We start from the raw sequence: 15369 nt of genomic DNA, 5'->3' as shown, positions 1-15369 counted from the left end.
CGCACACCCTGACGTTGCCCCCTCCGTCACGCAACCCGCATGATCTCGGCCGCGCGCTCCGCCCACATCGCATAGATGCGCGGACCGGGGTGGAAGCCGTCCGATGCCATCAAAGACACATCCTGCGTGAAATTCATCGGCAGGAACTGTGCGCCGGGATGGGCGTCCGCCAACCGCGCAATCGCGCGATCAAACCGCGCCGCCCGTGCGCCCAACACGTCCCGCAACGGGCGCGGCAGCAAGGTAAAGAACTGCATCGGCGGCAGGCCCGAGCAGACCACGCACCGCACCCCGAACCGCCCCGTCAATGTCCGCAACAAGGCCGCGTATTCGCGTTCGAAATTCGGCTGTAAACGACCGTTCTTGGCGTCATTCACACCCTGGCAGACCAGCGCGCAGTCAAAGCTCCCCTCAACCTCTGCCAGCATTTCATGCAGGTCGGGCACAATCGCGCCCGACCGCGCCACCAGTGTCCATGTCACGGCATGATCGCGGGCCAGATTGGTCGCCAACTGGCCCAGCAAAGCTTCTGCCTGCGTCTCAACGCCCACACCCGCCGCCGTACTGTCGCCGATCACCAGAAGGCGCAGCGCAGGCCCGGCCCCGGTCTGACCCTCACGCGGGCCGCGCGCTTCGGGCAGGCGGGAGGCCCGCAACCGCACCCATATCAGTTGCGGCACAATCACCGGCGACAGAAGTGCAGCCCGCCAAAGCGCCATGGCATCCCCTCAATACGGCATCGGATGGGCGCGATGCACGTCGTCCAACTCCGCCAGAACCTCGTCACTCAGCACAACGTCCTTGCCGTCGAGGATGTGTTGCAACTGGTCACAGGTCGTGGCCCCAAAAATGGTCGACACGGCAAAGGGCCGCTGCACCGTGAATGCCAAGGCCATATGCACCGGATCAATGCCATGCTTTCGCGCCACGCCCACATAGGCATCCGCCGCCTCAAAAGCCCGGTCGGTCTTGCGCCCACCCATCTCGGGGCTCAACGTCATCCGGCTCCCCTTCGGCAGCGCGCCGCCTGCATATTTCCCGGTCAGAAAGCCCGTCGCCAAGGGCGAAAAGGCCAAAAGCGTCACCTTCTCATGCACGCTCAACTCGGCCATATCCGTGTCGTACATCCGGCACATGAGCGAATATTCGTTCTGCACCGTCTGCACCCTAGGCAGGTCATGCGCCTCGGACAGCCGCAACCAGTTGGCGGTCCCCCACGCGCTTTCGTTCGACAGCGCGAAATGGCGTATCTTGCCGGCCTTCACAGCCGCGTCCGCCGCCTCCAACACATCGTGCATATTGGCCAGGATCTCGTCGCGATTGCCCTGCGGCGCATAGGTCCAGTTCTGGCGGAACATGTAGCTGCCCCGGTTGGGCCAGTGCAGCTGATAGATGTCGATATAGTCAGTCTGGAGCCGCCGCAGCGAGCCGTCGAGCGCTTCACCAAATGTCTTGCTGCTGATCGGCTCTCCCTTGCGCACGAAGCTTTCGTTGTATCCGGAATGCTTCGTGGCCAGCTTGTAGGTGCCACGGCGCGCCGCGTTGGCTGCGTTCCAGTTGCCCAAAATGGTCTCCGTCCCGCCGATGGTCTCGGCGCGGACCGGGTTGACCGGATACATCTCGGCGGTGTCGACCACATCGATCCCCGCATCCAGCGCCATATCCATCTGCCGGTGGGCATCTGCCTCAGGCGTTTGCGTGCCCCAGGTCATGGTGCCCAGGCAGTAATCCGTGATCGTCTCGTCTGTATTGCCAAGGGGGATGGGGCGCATGGGTGTGTCCTTTACGTCGCGTGAAAGGGCAAAGTAGCGGGCTTTTGGCCGGACACAAGGGTTGAGAACATATCGGGAACATCTATACTCACACCCCATGGATCTGACCCGCATCACCCGCCAATCCCACCGCAAGGCCCGCCCCGGCCTGTGGCTGCTGGATCGCTTCGATCTGGCAGGCGCCCGCGCGCACGAAGCCTGTGGCCCGGCCCGGCGCAGACTGGCCCTGTGGCTGGCGCAAGGCAGCCAGCGTGAGGTGCTTTGGATCCGCCCCGATTGGCACCCCGACCGGCTGCATATGGCCGGTGTCCGGGGTGAGATTGACCCCGCACGCCTGATCTTCGTGGAATGCTGCCGCCCCGCCGATCTTCTGTGGTGTATGGAAGAGGCGTTGCGCGCAGGCCTCTCGGATCTGGTGATCTGCGACCTGCCCGACCCACCGGGCCTGACGCCCGTGCGGCGCTTGCACCTGGCCGCCGAGGCCGGGGCCGAGCAGACGGGCCGCGCCCCCTGGGGCTTTTGCTGACCCCCGGCGAAGGGGGCGCTGCCGGTGTCGAAACAAGGTGGAGCCTCACCCCAGCCCACAGCCTCCACGGCGAACGCTGGACCCTTGCGCGCCTGCGCGCCCGCGACGCCGCGCCGGGGCAATGGATGGTGGAACGCGACCCCCAGGGCAAAGCAGCAATGGCCGCCGAGCCCACGCCAGAATCGACCCAAGCCCGCGACCTCCACCCGGCCTGACACGAAACACGCAAACGCACCCGCCAACCCCATGGATCGCGGGTCAAGGATCGGCGCCAGCCGACGGCCTATCGGGCCGCTTGTCGCCGACGCGTGATCCATAGGCAAAACACTCGAAAGGGCGCGTTCAGGGCAGACTTGGCCCTGAACCGCCTCGACGCAAAGGAGCATTACCTGCTACACAAAACCCTACTCCGCTTTTCCCATGCAGCCGCGCGCGCGGGCGTCGGGGCGGGTGGGTGGGCGACGCCCGCGCGCGCCGCCCAAAATGCCGGTACCCCGTCCCGCTCTCATCCCCCCATCCGCCCCCCCGCGAGCCTATTTCCCTTGCGTCGGTCCACACGCCCTCCTAAGCCGGTCCCATAGCCAGTCGGACCGCTCCCATGCGCCTGCTCATCTCCTTCGCTGCCCTTTTCCTGTCTGTGATCCTGCTGCAGCTTTCGTCCTCGGGCGTGGGGCCGCTCGATGTGCTCTCCGGCACAGTCCTCGGTTTCAGCAACGGGCAGATCGGCCTTCTGGGCTCGGCCCATTTCTTCGGTTTCTTTATCGGTTGCTGGTGGGCCCCGCGCCTGATCGGCGCCGTGGGCCATTCGCGCGGCTTTGCGGTGTGCACAGCGCTTGGCGCCATTGGCCTTCTGGCGCATATGCTGATCATCAATCCCTATGCCTGGGCCGCGATGCGGGTGCTTACGGGGCTTTGCATCGCAGGCGCCTACACAGTGATCGAGGCCTGGTTGCAGGCCAAGGCCAGCAATGAGAACCGGGGCCGGACCTTGGGCATCTACCGCATGGTAGACACCGGCAGCCAGGTGGTCGCACAGCTGATGATCGGCCTGCTCGCGCCCGCCTCCTATGTCTCGTACAACCTGCTCGCACTGCTATGCTGCGCGGCCCTCCTCCCCTGACCCTCACGCGGCTGAAACAGCCCGAGGCCCAGGGCGCCCCCGCCTGCGCCCGGGCCTGGCCTGGCGCTTGTCGCCCCTGGCCGCGCTCGGGGTGGTGGTTGCAGGCCTGTCGAGCGCCAGTTTCCGCATGACCGGCCCGCTTTACGGCGCGCAAGTGGGCCTGCAACCTGACGCCATCGGCCTCTTTCTGGCCTCCGTCGTCCTCGGTGGGGCGCTGGCCCAATGGCCCGCCGGCTGGCTTGCCGACCGCTATGACAGGCGCTGGGTGCTGATCTGGTTTTCTGCGGCCTCGATCCTCGCCTGCGCTGTAACCATCGCCGTGCCAACCCTTGGGCCCGTCGGCATCTTCTCCGCCGCGGCCCTGTTCGGCGCCACCACCTTCCCGATCTATTCGATCTCGGCGGCCCACGCCCATGACTGGGCGCGCGATGATCAACGGATCGAGCTTTCGGCCGCCTTGATGTTCTGTTTTGCCATCGGGGCCATCGTCGCCCCGTTGACCACATCTGCCCTGATCACCGCCTATGGTCCGGCGGCCCTGTTCTACTTCGTCTCAGCCGCCCATGTCGGCCTGATCGTCTTCGGTGTCGTGCGCATGCGCCGTCGTGCGCCCTCGGACACGCGCCAACCCTATATCTGGATCCCGCGCACCTCCTTCAACGTCGGTCGCCTGTTTCGCCGGTCCGACAAAGACGGCCCCTCCCCCTAATTTCCCTGCTCCAGCCCAATTTCTGACGCGATCCGGCGCTTTTCTGGCTGCAAATCAACCAGATCGCAGCAGCCCATGACCTTTCTCTCTCGCATTCTTCTGGCCCTTGTCGGCGCGGCCTTCCTGTTTGCCGTGGCCAATCTGTTCGTCTCCGGCGTGCCGGACACCCAGATGAACAGCGTGGAATTCGCGGCAGCGGGGCCGGAGCCTCTGCCAAACGCCACGCATGAGACCTTCTCATTCCCCGATCCCGCCACCTCGGCTGAGGCGCCGGGCGTCGGCGCCATGCTGATGCAGATGCTCGTCACCGCCGTGGCACCCGAACAAACCGCAACCGCCACCCCAATCGCCCAGCCCGCTGCCGCCTATACCGGCATCGGCACGCCCCCACCACGCCGCCGCTTTCGGCGGGCGAGCCCCGCACCGATATGGCGCGCACGGTTGTTCCAAGCGCCGATTACGACGCCATGGCCGAGGTCTGGCGCGGCTGGATGCAGGCCAACGGGATCGAGACGGGCGCCATGGCCATCATCCTGCCCGACGGCACCGAATACGGAACCGGCATGGGCCGCACCGCGGAAGAGGTCCGCCCGGTCATGAGCATGTCAAAAACAATCACCGGCCTTTGCGTCGACCAGCTTCTGATCGAGGCTGGCTTGGGCTGGGACACAACGCTCGGTGACATTGCCCCGCAAATGTCCGCCGCCGGGCTGACACCGCGCCCCTGGAACGAACACATCACTCTGGCCTCGCTGGCCACGCACACCTCCGGCCTCGCCCCGGACCTGACGCAGTCGAACATGGCGCGCGACACGCACGGCGCGCTTGGCCTGCACCGCCGTTGGGCCGCCGCAGCACTTCAGGAAGATGCGATCACCGGCACCCCCGGCACCTATTTCTACAACAACACCAACTACGCCGTCCTCGGCGTGGTGGTTGAGGCGCTGTCCGGCCAAAGCTACGCACAGGCCTGCATGGACCGCATCGTGACCCCGGCAGGCATCACCGACGCCGTGATCGAAGGGCGCTTTGGCTCCCTCTCCTCCTATGCCGGCTGGGAAATGTCCGCGATGGACTACGCCCGCCTCGCGCAGCATTGGTTTACGCCCGATCAACCCCACAGGACCTCGCCACGCCCAGAAGCGGATGGCTATTCCATCGGCTACTACGATTACGGTGACGGCGTCCGCCATACGGGCCGTTTCTGTCGCGCGTCGCACCCCACGGGCGGCGTCAGTTCCCTCTTCATCCACGACCACGACGGCACAACCGTCTCGATCAACTGGGATGCCTGCACGCAACCCGCCATCCGCCGCGTGCTGATCGACGGCCTGCTGGAGCATCTCTAGGGTCTGGCAACCCCCACCGCTGCGCGTTAAAGGCTAACGCCAATCCAATTGGCAGAGGCCCGACGCCATGACGCGCACGCTCATCACCAGCGCCATCCCCTACATCAACGGGATCAAGCATCTCGGCAATCTGGTGGGCTCCCAATTGCCCGCCGATCTCTACGCCCGCTACCTGCGCGCGCGCGGGCAAGAGGTGCTGTTTCTCTGCGCCACCGACGAACATGGCACCCCGGCTGAGCTTGCCGCCGCCAAGGCTGGCAAGCCCGTCGCCGAATATTGTGCTGAGATGTGGGCCGTGCAGGCCGAGCTGGCAAAGGGCTTTCGCCTATCGTTTGACCATTTCGGGCGCTCCTCTTCGCCACAGAACCACAAACTGACCCAGCATTTCGCCGGACGACTGGCCGAAGCCGGGCTGATCTCGGAAGTCTCCGAGAAACAGGTCTATTCCAACGCCGATGGCCGCTTCCTGCCCGACCGCTATATCGAGGGCACCTGCCCCAATTGCGGTTACGACAAGGCCCGCGGCGACCAGTGTGAGAATTGCACCAAGCAGCTTGATCCCACCGATTTGATCGAACCGCGCTCGGCCATTTCCGGTTCCACCGATCTGGAGGTGCGCGAAACCAAGCACCTTTACCTGCGCCAATCCACCATGCGCGACAAGCTGAACGACTGGATCGACTCCAAGACGGATTGGCCGATCCTAACCACATCCATTGCCAAGAAATGGCTCAACGACGGCGACGGCCTGCAAGACCGTGGCATTACCCGCGATCTGGACTGGGGCATCCCGGTCAAACGCGGCGAAGACGATTGGCCGGGCATGGAAGGCAAGGTGTTCTACGTCTGGTTCGACGCCCCCATCGAATACATCGCCTGCGCCGCTGAGGCTGTGGAGGAAGGCACGATTTCTGATTGGGAACGCTGGTGGCGTGTGGATAAAGGCGCCGATGACGTTCGATATGTGCAATTCATGGGCAAGGACAATGTGCCGTTCCATACCCTGTCTTTCCCCGCCACGATCCTCGGGAGTGGCGAGCCGTGGAAGCTCGTGGACTACATCAAGTCGTTCAACTACCTGAACTACGACGGCGGCCAATTCTCGACCTCCCAAGGGCGTGGCGTCTTCATGGATCAGGCATTGGAGATCCTGCCAAGCGACTACTGGCGTTGGTGGCTTCTGTCCCACGCGCCCGAAACATCCGATAGCGAATTCACGTGGGAAGCGTTCCAGCAAGACGTCAACAAAGACCTCGCCGATGTGTTGGGCAACTTCGTCAGCCGCATCACCAAATTCTGCCGCTCCAAATTCGGCGAAGCGGTGCCAGAAGGCGGGGATTACGGCGAACAGGAAACAGCGCTGATCGCCGACCTGGAAAAGCGTCTGATCTCCTATCAGACGCATATGGATGCAATCGACATTCGCAAGGCCGCGGCTGAGCTGCGGGCGATCTGGGTTGCGGGCAACGAATATCTGCAATCCGCCGCCCCCTGGACAGCCTTCAAGGAAGACCCCGACCGCGCCGCCGCAATCACGCGCTTCGCGCTCAACCTGATCCCGTTCTATGCGGGCCTCTCCGCGCCGTTCATCCCCGATGCGGCGAAAGCGATGGCCGACGCCATGGGAGCGGAGGTTGCGTGGCCAACGAATGCCGCGATGACGGCGCTGCCCGCCGGGCACGCCTTCACGGTGCCGGAGGTGTTGTTTGCAAAAATCGCCGATGAGCAGCGCGAGGAATGGGCCGAAAAATTCTCAGGTGTGCGCAGCTAGATAGCAAACTCTGCTCAACTGAACGCACTTTTCTGAAAAAATGCGTTCAGGAGAACGTAGTTCCGTTCAGGTGAACGCAATTCAGGCGCGCAGCACCGCACCCGGATTCAGGATCCCGTTCGGATCCAGCGCCGTTTTGATGGCCCGCATCGCGGCCAATTTGCCGGGATCGCCATAGCGCTCAAGATCCCCCACTTTCAGCCGCCCGATCCCGTGTTCTGCGCTGACGGACCCGCCCAATTCGTGCGCCAAATCGTGCACGCATTCCTTCACAGCGCCGCGTTCATGCTCATGATCCGCGCGGGATTTTCCGGGCATCGGAAAGACGTTGTAATGCAAATTCCCGTCGCCCATATGGCCGAAGCAGTTGATTCTGAACGCATTTATGTCCGCCAAGCGGCCGGGCGCTTTTTCAATGAATTCGGGAATGCGCCCCACCGGAACGGAAATATCATGGGATGAGACCGAACCGATCCGTCGATTCGCCTCTGGAATATTCTCCCGTATCGCCCAGAAGTCCGCGCGCTGCTGTTCGGACTGCGCGATGACCCCATCGTTAACCAGCCCCTCTTCGGCGGCTTTTTCAAACACCCGAAAAAGCGCCTCCTTGCAGCTTCCATGGGCCAGGCCCAGATCGATCAGGCAGCACCATTGTGGAATGTTTTCAAACGGTTGCCGAACCTCGGGCCCAACTTCAGAAAGGAAATCGAAGCCCATCTTTCCGATCAGCTCAAAGGCCGAAATCCCCTCCCCAACCTCCTTCTGCGCCAGTCGCAAAAGCCCCAACGCGGCCTCTGGCGACGCAACCGCCATCAACGCCGCGCCAGTCTGAGATGGTTTCGGGAACAGCCGCAGAGACGCCGCCGTGATGACGCCAAGCGTCCCTTCCGAGCCAATCAGAAGGTGCCGCAGATCGTAGCCCGTGTTGTTTTTTCTCAGTGGAGACAGCGTGTTAACTCCTGTCCCGTCCGCCAGAACGGCCTCAATCCCCAAAACCAGATCGCGCGCGTTGCCGTAACGGATCACATTCACACCGCCTGCATTCGTGGCCAGCAATCCACCGATCCGCGCGGTGCCTTGGCTCGCCAATGTCAGCGGAAAGACCCAGCCCTCATCCTCGACGATCCCGTGCACGTCCTGCAAAATGGCGCCCGCCTCGATCGTCAGCGTCCCCGCCTCCGCATCAAACGCGCGGATCGCGTTCATGCGCTCAAACGACAACAAGACCGGCGCTGGCCCTTCTTCCTTGATCTGGCCGCCGACCAGACCCGTCCCACCGGAAAAGGGCACCACAGGCACCTGCGATTCGTTGCATAATTTCAGTAGGTTGGAGACCTCTTTCGTCGAGCGCGGCGCGCAGACGGCCAAGGCTTGCCCCTGCCAGCGCCCGCGCGGTTCCTCAAGGTATTGCGCGCCCACGTCGCGGAATGACTCAGCAGGCAGCGCTTGCTTCAATTGATCCAGAAAATCCATGGTCCAGACTTAGTCCAACACCGTTGGCCCGTCACCCAACATCCGTCTTTCCGCGCCGATCATGGCGCAGATTGGCGTAAAGCACGTGGTTCCGCCATCGGCCGTTGATCTGCAGATAGCTTTGCGCAACGCCTTCATATTTGAAGCCGGACTTCTCCAGAACGCCCCGGGATGCTGCATTTTCAGGCAGGCAGGCCGCCTCAAGCCGCGACAGGTCCAGCGCGCGAAACGCATAGTGCGATACCGCCCCGATTGCCTCGCGCATATAGCCTTGCCGGACAAATGGCAGACCAATCCAATACCCCAACGTCGCGGATTGCGCGGGCCCCCGCCGCATATTGTCGAGTGTGATGGCCCCAAGCAGCGCATCATCAGACCGGCGCAGGATAAAGAGCGGCACCGCCGAGCCCTGGTTGACGGACCGTTGCGCCCAATAAACGCGGGCGGTGAAGCTTTTCCGAGTCAGATGATCATCGGCCCAGGTCGGCTCCCACGGGGTCAGAAAATCGCGGCTTTGTTGGCGCAATGCAGACCACAGCCTGAAATCCGCGTGACGCGGCAGGCGCAACGTCAGGCGTTCTGTTTCAAGGCGCAGATTGCGTTTGCGCGCGATCATCAGGCGGCCAGACGCTCCGTGACTTGATCAAGGGTTGGGGCTTTGTCCACCGGCCCGTAAAGCGCCATGGCTGCGCGGCCCGTCGCCCCCAAGACGCTCGCTTGCGCCTTCAGGGCGTCGAGCGTGACGGCATCGATTTTGGCCACGGTTTCTTCAAGCCCCGGCACCCGGTTCCAGATCGCCACAAGCCGTGCCAATCGTTCGGCGCGAGAGGAAGGCGATTCCAGCCCCATCAAAAGCCCGGCTTTCATCTGCGCGCGCGCGCGCGCAAGTTCGGCTTCCGTCATGGTATCTGCCGACCGCTTCAATTCGTCGATGGTCAGACCCACCAACTCCGCCACATCCTCGCCAGAGGTGCCCGCGTAGATCGTCAAAAGGCCGGTGTCGTCGTAGCTACCAACCTGGGAATAGATCGTGTAGCACAGCCCGCGCTTTTCGCGGATCTCCTGGAACAGGCGCGAAGACATGCCGCCGCCCAAGGCTGTCGCAAAGATCTGAGCCGCGTAAATCTCATCTGAACGATAACCCGGTGCCTCAAGCGCCAAGGTGAAATGGGCCTGTTCGAGGCCCTTCACCACGCGCGCCTCACCACCCGCAAATTGGCCAGGCAAGGGAATGCCGCCCGCAACAGGCTTTAGATGGCCAAAGGCCGCCTCTGCCAGCCGCACAACCTCGTCGTGATCAACGGCGCCAGCCGCCGAAAGGATCAACTGTTCCGGCCCGTAATGCTGGCCGATGAACTGATCGAAATCGGCGCGGTCAAAGGCGCGCACACGCTCCGCCGGGCCAAGGATCGTGCGCCCAAGGGGCTGTTCGGGGAAAGCCTGCTCTTGCAGCCAGTCGAAGATGATATCATCGGGCGTATCCGCAGCCTGCCCGATTTCTTGCAGGATCACGCCGCGCTCAACTTCGATCTCGCGCGGGTCGAAAATGGGGTTGAGGACGATGTCGGCGATCAGATCTAGCGCAAGCGGCACGTCATTGCGCAATACGCGTGCGTAGTAAGCCGTAACCTCGCGGCTGGTATAGGCGTTGATATAACCACCAACATCTTCAATTTCCTCGGCAATTTGCAGCGAGGTACGCCGCTGCGTGCCCTTGAACGCCATATGCTCAAGGAAATGCGCGATGCCGTTTTGCTCGACCGTCTCATGACGACCGCCAGCAGACACCCACACGCCAAGTGCGGCAGATTCCAGCCCGGGCATATGTTCGGTCACGATGCGCATTCCGTTGGGCAGCGTGTGAATTTCGACCGTCACGCGAAAACGTCTCCTTTGATACGGGCTTCGATGATCGCCTCGATGGCGGCCAGATCATCCTCGACCCGCGTAATCCGTTCCGGCCGGTCGAACAGGTCGGCCATGCGTGCGGGCAACGGTGGGTGAATACCCGATGCCGCCTCAACCGCATCGGGGAATTTTGCAGGATGTGCGGTCGCGAGCGTGACCATCGGTGTGGCACCCAAATGGCTCTGCGCCACATGCACGCCGACGGCGGAATGGGGGCACAAAAGCTCGCCCATCTCGGGCAATGCGCGCGCAATCATTGCGCTGGTTTCAGCCTCGCTGGCCCGTCCACTGGCAAAATCATCCCGCAAGGCATCAATTGCACCTTGGCTGATCTTGAACCCGCCTCGCTTCAATTCGTCCATCAACTGCGCGACGGCCGCGCCATCCCGGCCGTAAGCGTCGAACAAAGCGCGCTCAAAATTCGAGCTCACCTGGATATCCATCGACGGGCTGATCGACGGCGTCACGCCTTCGGTCACGTAGCCGCCGGACACCATCGCGCGGTGCAGGATGTCGTTCTGGTTCGTCGCAATTACCAGCTTCTCGATGGGCAGGCCCATCCGCTTCGCCACATAGCCCGCGAAGATGTCACCGAAATTGCCGGTGGGCACACAGAAGGACACAGGCCGATGCGGCGCGCCAAGCGAAACAGCAGCCGAGAAGAAGTAGACAACCTGCGCCAGAACACGGCCCCAGTTGATCGAGTTCACGCCAGCCAGCTTCACGCGGTCGCGAAATTCAAAATGGTTGAACATGTCCTTCAGGCGTGCCTGGCAGGTGTCGAAATCGCCCGTGACGGCAAGCGCGTGCGCATTTCCCTCAGTCACGGTTGTCATTTGGCGGCGCTGCACCTCGGACACGCGGCCATGGGGGTACATGATGAACACGTCAACATTGTCGAGGCCGCGGAACGCCTCCATCGCGGCCGAGCCGGTATCGCCGGAGGTCGCACCCACAATCGTCACACGCTCCCCACGGCGGCCAAGCGCTTTCTGGAACATCTGGCCGATCAACTGCATTGCGAAATCTTTGAACGCAAGCGTCGGTCCGTGGAACAGCTCCAGCAGGAAGTGGTTCGGCTGAAGCTGCGTAAGGGGCGCGCGGGCGTCATGGCCAAAGCCTGCATAGGCCCTTTCAATCAGGTCCTCGAACTCAGCGTCCGTGAACGTATCGCCGATGAAGGGCCGCATTACACGGTAGGCGATCTCTTCATACGACAGGCCCGCCATCGCGGCGATGTCACCCTGCGACAAGGTGGGAATTTCGGCAGGCACATAGAGGCCGCCGTCCCGGGCAAGGCCGGTCAGCATCGCCTCTTCAAAGCTCAGATCAGGGGCCTTCCCCTGGTCGAAACATATCGCATCGGAATTCCTCTAAGCCGTTAGGTCCGCGTGATACGCCAAGCCAGGAACGCTGTCATCCCCAACCAGACAAGCGCAAGCCCGAACCACTGGATTGCATAGCCCAGATGGTTGTTCGGAATACCCTCGGACGTCACGGGCAAAGGCGTCACGGGCGCGTCTGACACCGACATTTCGCGCAGCACGATGAAAACCGGTTCCGTCCCAAGATGGGCGGCGATGGCGTCCACATCGCGGGCGAACCATTGATTGCGGGCGATGTCGGGGTCAGGCGTGAAACCATCCACTTCGTCCGGCCAATGGAGATTGCCGGTGATTGTGACCTGATCCTCGATGGGCTCCGGAAGGGCGACACCTTCCGCCAGAAAACCGCGATCCACCAATATGCGGCGCCCGTCGGTTTCAAATGCGGAGATCAGGCGGTAGCCGGGGCCAGATCCCTGGAGTGATACGAGAACCCGCAAGGGGTCGCCATCCAGGACGCCTTGCGCCTGCACGGGCAGGAACCGGTCTGCCTCCGGGTCCGGTGTGTCCGGCACCGGGATCGGGGCCGCCGAAATGCGGCTTTCAATTTCGGCCAGCACGCCCTCTTTCCAGGCGAGGCGTTGGAGCTGCCAGACGCCGAGACTGACCAGAATGGCCGCCCCGATCAGCCCGAACAAAGTCACAGTAATCAACCGTGCGCGCACCGGCCCCTCCTTGAAATCGAAAGGCCCACCGCATGGCAGGCCTCTTTCATTGGATCTAAAACTGCGACCTATCCGTTCCGCGAAGGGCGGGAAGGGCAGAGCGGGGTGGGCGGGTGGGCGCTCTGCCATTCCCGCCCGAACCCGGACGACTTAGCCTTGGCCCCAGATATACACGGCCAGGAAAAGGAACAGCCAGACAACGTCCACAAAGTGCCAGTACCAGGCAGCCGCCTCAAACCCGACATGCTTTTCAGCCGTGAAGTGACCCGAGCGGACCCGCAGCCAGCAAATGAACAGGAAGATCGTGCCGATCACAACGTGAAAGCCGTGGAAGCCGGTGGCCATGAAGAACGTGGAATAGAAGCGGTCGCCGTCAATGAATTGCCACCCCTCATGCGCCACCAACTCATAGTACTCGTAAGCCTGCAATGCAGTGAAGACCACGCCAAGAACCACAGCGCCGATCAAGCCGGTGGCAACGTCCTTGCGTGATCCACCATGGACCAGCGCGTGGTGCGCCCAGGTCACAAGGCAGCCCGACAGAAGCAGGATCAACGTGTTGATCAACGGCAGGTGGAACGGGTCCACAATGTGGATATCAGGCGTGACGTAGGTGGAGGCTTCATACTCGCTCATCGGGAAGATGGCATGTTTGAAGAACGCCCAGAACCAGGCGACGAAGAACATCACCTCGGACATGATGAACATTATGAAGCCGTAGCGCAGGCCGAGGCGCACAACCGGCGTGTGATCGCCATCGTGGCTTTCACTGACCACATCCGACCACCATGCGAACATCACGTAAAGCACCGCAGCGAACCCGGCGAGGAACAGCCAGGGGCTGCCGGAATGCATCCAGTTGACCGCACCGAACAGCATCGCAAACGCGCCAATTGCGGCCACGAGCGGCCAGATCGAGGGCTGCAGGATGTGATAGTCGTGCTTTTTGACGTGGGCCATTGTGGTCTCTCCGGTCTGTCGTTCAGTTGCCTGCGTCAAGCGCGGCGTAGTCGTCGTTTTCGGGCATGTCCGTTACGTGGAACGTATAGGACAGGGTTATGGCGGGCGTGTCGCGCACCGTCGGATCATCCAGGATTTCGGGGTCGACAAAGAAGGTCACTGGCATCTCGACCCGTTCACCGGGCTGAAGCACCTGAAGCTCAAAGCAGAAGCAGGCGATCTTCACGAAATAGCCACCCACATCGAAGGGCGCCACGTTGAAGCTGGCCGTGCCCGCAATGGGTTCATCGGTGGGATTGTAGGCCTCGTAGAAGGCCAGCCCGGTCTCACCAATGCGGATATCCACATGTGGCTCCATTGGGCGGAACTCCCACGGCATGTCGCGGGCGGTGTTGGCAGCAAAGCGGATGCGGATCTCCTGATCCAGGATCACATCGCTGCCTGCATCGGCCTGCACCGTCGCGCCACCAAAGCCAGTGACACGGCAGAACCAATCGTAGAACGGAACGGCCGCAGCCGTGAGCACGCCCATAAAGCAGATCACGCCCAGAAGTTGCAGGACGGTCTTGGCCTTGGGATCCATGGCGCGCCGTTCGCTCACTGGCTCAACTCCTCAGAAATCGGAAGGACCGAAGCACGAGGCTGATGGTCATTGGCCTCCAGCAGGGAGCCTTCCCGGACCTTTGCGATGGTCAGACCGAACACCACGGCGCAGAACCCGACAAGGCAAAGTGCAGTGCCAAAGTTGCGGCCAAAGCGGCGTTTGTGAATCTCGTGCGTTTCCGCCAAGGGCATCAGATCAGCCTCCAGATCGCATCAACAAGCAGGGCGCCAAAATGCAGGAACAGGTAGAGGAGTGAGAATTTGAAGACTTTCTTCTCAACCAGGTATCCGTCTGCTTCAGCCGTTTCTTCATCCCGGCGCCAGATATCCCATGCGCCTTTCAGGAAGATCGCGTTCAGCACAACGGCAGTGGCCAGATAGACCGGACCGGCCACTGCGGTGAACGCAAGACCCAGGGCAACGGGAACCAGCAAAACCGTGTAGATCAGGATTTGCTTGCGCGTCTCCGCGCGGCCATGGGTCACCGTCAGCATCGGCACATCGGCCTTGTGATAGTCCGACTTCATGAACAGCGCGAGCGCCCAGAAATGCGGCGGTGTCCACATGAAGATCAAGCCGAACATCAGGATTGAGGCGATGGATACATCACCCGTGACAGCCGCCCATCCGATCACCGGCGGGAAGGCACCAGCCGCACCACCAATGACAATGTTCTGCGGCGTCGCCCGCTTCAGCCACATCGTGTAGACGACGGCGTAGAAGAAGATGGTGAACGCCAGAAGGCCCGCAGCGACCCAATTGGTCGCAAGCCCCAGCATGATCACGGATATTACAGACAACCAAAGACCCAGCGTCAGCGCCTCACCGGCAGGCACTTTGCCCGCTGGCACGGGCCGCTTGGCCGTGCGCTTCATCACCGCATCAATATCTGCGTCATACCACATGTTCAGAGCGCCAGAGGCCCCTGCCCCCAACGCAATGAACAGGATCGCCGTGAAGCCGATCATTGGCGACACACCGCCGGGCGCGACCAGCAGGCCGACCAGCGCGGTGAACACGACAAGCGACATCACCCGCGGCTTGAGCAGCGCCAGATAATCGCCGAAGCCCGCCTCGCTTTCAGCGGTGCGGGTCTCGGTCGCCGTTTGTGCGGTGTAATCGCTCATG

The 15369-nt window shown here is 62.3% G+C and carries 15 protein-coding genes and 2 pseudogenes; 6 read left to right on the top strand and 11 right to left on the bottom strand.

The features are described 5' to 3' along the window. Positions 1–26: 26 nt before the first annotated feature. Complete coding sequence (locus ACZ1HK_RS20850) at positions 27–719, bottom strand: SGNH/GDSL hydrolase family protein (protein ID WP_472630307.1); 693 nt, start codon at positions 717–719, stop codon at positions 27–29. A gap of 9 nt (positions 720–728) precedes the next feature. Continuing rightward, entirely contained in the window at positions 729–1772 is a 1044-nt protein-coding gene (locus tag ACZ1HK_RS20845) for an aldo/keto reductase (RefSeq protein ID WP_472630306.1), read from the bottom strand. 97 nt (positions 1773–1869) lie between these two features. Between ACZ1HK_RS20845 and ACZ1HK_RS20840 the strand changes: the two genes are divergently transcribed. The 6 genes and pseudogenes from ACZ1HK_RS20840 (at position 1870) to metG (ending at position 7247) form a co-directional block, all read left to right on the top strand. Next, on the top strand, positions 1870–2298 hold the full coding sequence (locus tag ACZ1HK_RS20840) for a hypothetical protein (RefSeq protein ID WP_472630305.1): 429 nt from the start codon (positions 1870–1872) through the stop codon (positions 2296–2298). Beyond that, on the top strand, positions 2292–2513 hold the full coding sequence (locus ACZ1HK_RS20835; protein ID WP_472630304.1) for a hypothetical protein: 222 nt from the start codon (positions 2292–2294) through the stop codon (positions 2511–2513). The genes ACZ1HK_RS20840 and ACZ1HK_RS20835 overlap by 7 nt, the downstream gene beginning before the upstream one ends. A gap of 383 nt (positions 2514–2896) precedes the next feature. Then, positions 2897–4127: pseudogene (locus tag ACZ1HK_RS20830) on the top strand (MFS transporter). Positions 4128–4202: 75 nt separating this feature from the next. After that, positions 4203–4727, top strand: a complete 525-nt coding sequence (locus ACZ1HK_RS20825; RefSeq protein ID WP_472630303.1) for a hypothetical protein — start codon at positions 4203–4205, stop codon at positions 4725–4727. Then, the gene (locus ACZ1HK_RS20820) at positions 4619–5476 is read left to right on the top strand and encodes a serine hydrolase domain-containing protein (RefSeq protein WP_472630903.1); all 858 of its coding nucleotides are present in this window, start codon (positions 4619–4621) and stop codon (positions 5474–5476) included. The genes ACZ1HK_RS20825 and ACZ1HK_RS20820 overlap by 109 nt, the downstream gene beginning before the upstream one ends. 67 nt (positions 5477–5543) lie before the next feature. Then, a complete protein-coding gene (gene metG, locus ACZ1HK_RS20815; RefSeq protein ID WP_472630302.1) occupies positions 5544–7247 on the top strand; it encodes a methionine--tRNA ligase in 1704 nt (567 codons plus the stop codon). Positions 7248–7328: 81 nt separating this feature from the next. On the opposite strand, the gene ACZ1HK_RS20810 is transcribed toward metG, so the two are convergent. From ACZ1HK_RS20810 to cyoE, 9 genes and pseudogenes are all read right to left on the bottom strand, one after another. Beyond that, the gene (locus ACZ1HK_RS20810) at positions 7329–8720 is read right to left on the bottom strand and encodes an FAD-binding oxidoreductase (protein WP_472630301.1); all 1392 of its coding nucleotides are present in this window, start codon (positions 8718–8720) and stop codon (positions 7329–7331) included. Positions 8721–8751: 31 nt separating this feature from the next. Next, positions 8752–9336: a GNAT family N-acetyltransferase gene (locus ACZ1HK_RS20805; RefSeq protein WP_472630300.1), complete on the bottom strand. Its 585-nt coding sequence runs from the start codon at positions 9334–9336 to the stop codon at positions 8752–8754. Next, positions 9336–10598 (bottom strand): M16 family metallopeptidase, encoded by a 1263-nt coding sequence (locus tag ACZ1HK_RS20800; RefSeq protein ID WP_472630299.1) that lies wholly within the window; start codon positions 10596–10598, stop codon positions 9336–9338. Before ACZ1HK_RS20800 ends, ACZ1HK_RS20805 begins: the two co-directional genes overlap by 1 nt. After that, positions 10595–11991: pseudogene (thrC, locus tag ACZ1HK_RS20795) on the bottom strand (threonine synthase). Before thrC ends, ACZ1HK_RS20800 begins: the two are co-directional and overlap by 4 nt. Positions 11992–12009: 18 nt before the next feature. Further along, positions 12010–12678 carry an SURF1 family protein gene (locus tag ACZ1HK_RS20790; protein WP_472630298.1) on the bottom strand — a complete coding sequence of 223 codons (669 nt, stop codon included), beginning with the start codon at positions 12676–12678 and terminating at the stop codon, positions 12010–12012. 150 nt (positions 12679–12828) lie between these two features. Further along, positions 12829–13638 (bottom strand): cytochrome c oxidase subunit 3, encoded by an 810-nt coding sequence (locus ACZ1HK_RS20785; protein WP_472630297.1) that lies wholly within the window; start codon positions 13636–13638, stop codon positions 12829–12831. A gap of 22 nt (positions 13639–13660) precedes the next feature. Next, positions 13661–14221, bottom strand: a complete 561-nt coding sequence (locus ACZ1HK_RS20780) for a cytochrome c oxidase assembly protein (RefSeq protein ID WP_472630902.1) — start codon at positions 14219–14221, stop codon at positions 13661–13663. Positions 14222–14235: 14 nt separating this feature from the next. Further along, positions 14236–14433, bottom strand: coding sequence for a hypothetical protein (locus ACZ1HK_RS20775; RefSeq protein WP_472630296.1), 198 nt, complete (start codon positions 14431–14433; stop codon positions 14236–14238). Then, positions 14433–15368, bottom strand: coding sequence for a heme o synthase (gene cyoE, locus ACZ1HK_RS20770; RefSeq protein ID WP_472630295.1), 936 nt, complete (start codon positions 15366–15368; stop codon positions 14433–14435). Before cyoE ends, ACZ1HK_RS20775 begins: the two co-directional genes overlap by 1 nt. Between the last annotated feature and the right edge of the window lies 1 nt (position 15369).

The sequence above is a fragment of the Gymnodinialimonas sp. JB5-7 genome (assembly GCF_055693405.1).
Note: the sequence above shows the minus strand (reverse complement) of the source record. Positions and strands in the feature narration are given on the sequence as shown.

Bases quoted from the DNA above. Each gene is read 5' to 3' on its own strand.
- ACZ1HK_RS20850 (WP_472630307.1), bottom strand. From the start codon at position 719: ATGGCGCTTTGGCGGGCTGCACTTCTGTCGCCGGTGATTGTGCCGCAA.
- ACZ1HK_RS20845 (WP_472630306.1), bottom strand. From the start codon at position 1,772: ATGCGCCCCATCCCCCTTGGCAATACAGACGAGACGATCACGGATTAC.
- ACZ1HK_RS20840 (WP_472630305.1), top strand. From the start codon at position 1,870: ATGGATCTGACCCGCATCACCCGCCAATCCCACCGCAAGGCCCGCCCC.
- ACZ1HK_RS20825 (WP_472630303.1), top strand. From the start codon at position 4,203: ATGACCTTTCTCTCTCGCATTCTTCTGGCCCTTGTCGGCGCGGCCTTC.
- ACZ1HK_RS20820 (WP_472630903.1), top strand. From the start codon at position 4,619: ATGCAGGCCAACGGGATCGAGACGGGCGCCATGGCCATCATCCTGCCC.
- metG (WP_472630302.1), top strand. From the start codon at position 5,544: ATGACGCGCACGCTCATCACCAGCGCCATCCCCTACATCAACGGGATC.
- ACZ1HK_RS20810 (WP_472630301.1), bottom strand. From the start codon at position 8,720: ATGGATTTTCTGGATCAATTGAAGCAAGCGCTGCCTGCTGAGTCATTC.
- ACZ1HK_RS20805 (WP_472630300.1), bottom strand. From the start codon at position 9,336: ATGATCGCGCGCAAACGCAATCTGCGCCTTGAAACAGAACGCCTGACG.
- ACZ1HK_RS20785 (WP_472630297.1), bottom strand. From the start codon at position 13,638: ATGGCCCACGTCAAAAAGCACGACTATCACATCCTGCAGCCCTCGATC.
- ACZ1HK_RS20780 (WP_472630902.1), bottom strand. From the start codon at position 14,221: ATGGATCCCAAGGCCAAGACCGTCCTGCAACTTCTGGGCGTGATCTGC.
- ACZ1HK_RS20775 (WP_472630296.1), bottom strand. From the start codon at position 14,433: ATGCCCTTGGCGGAAACGCACGAGATTCACAAACGCCGCTTTGGCCGC.
- cyoE (WP_472630295.1), bottom strand. From the start codon at position 15,368: ATGAGCGATTACACCGCACAAACGGCGACCGAGACCCGCACCGCTGAA.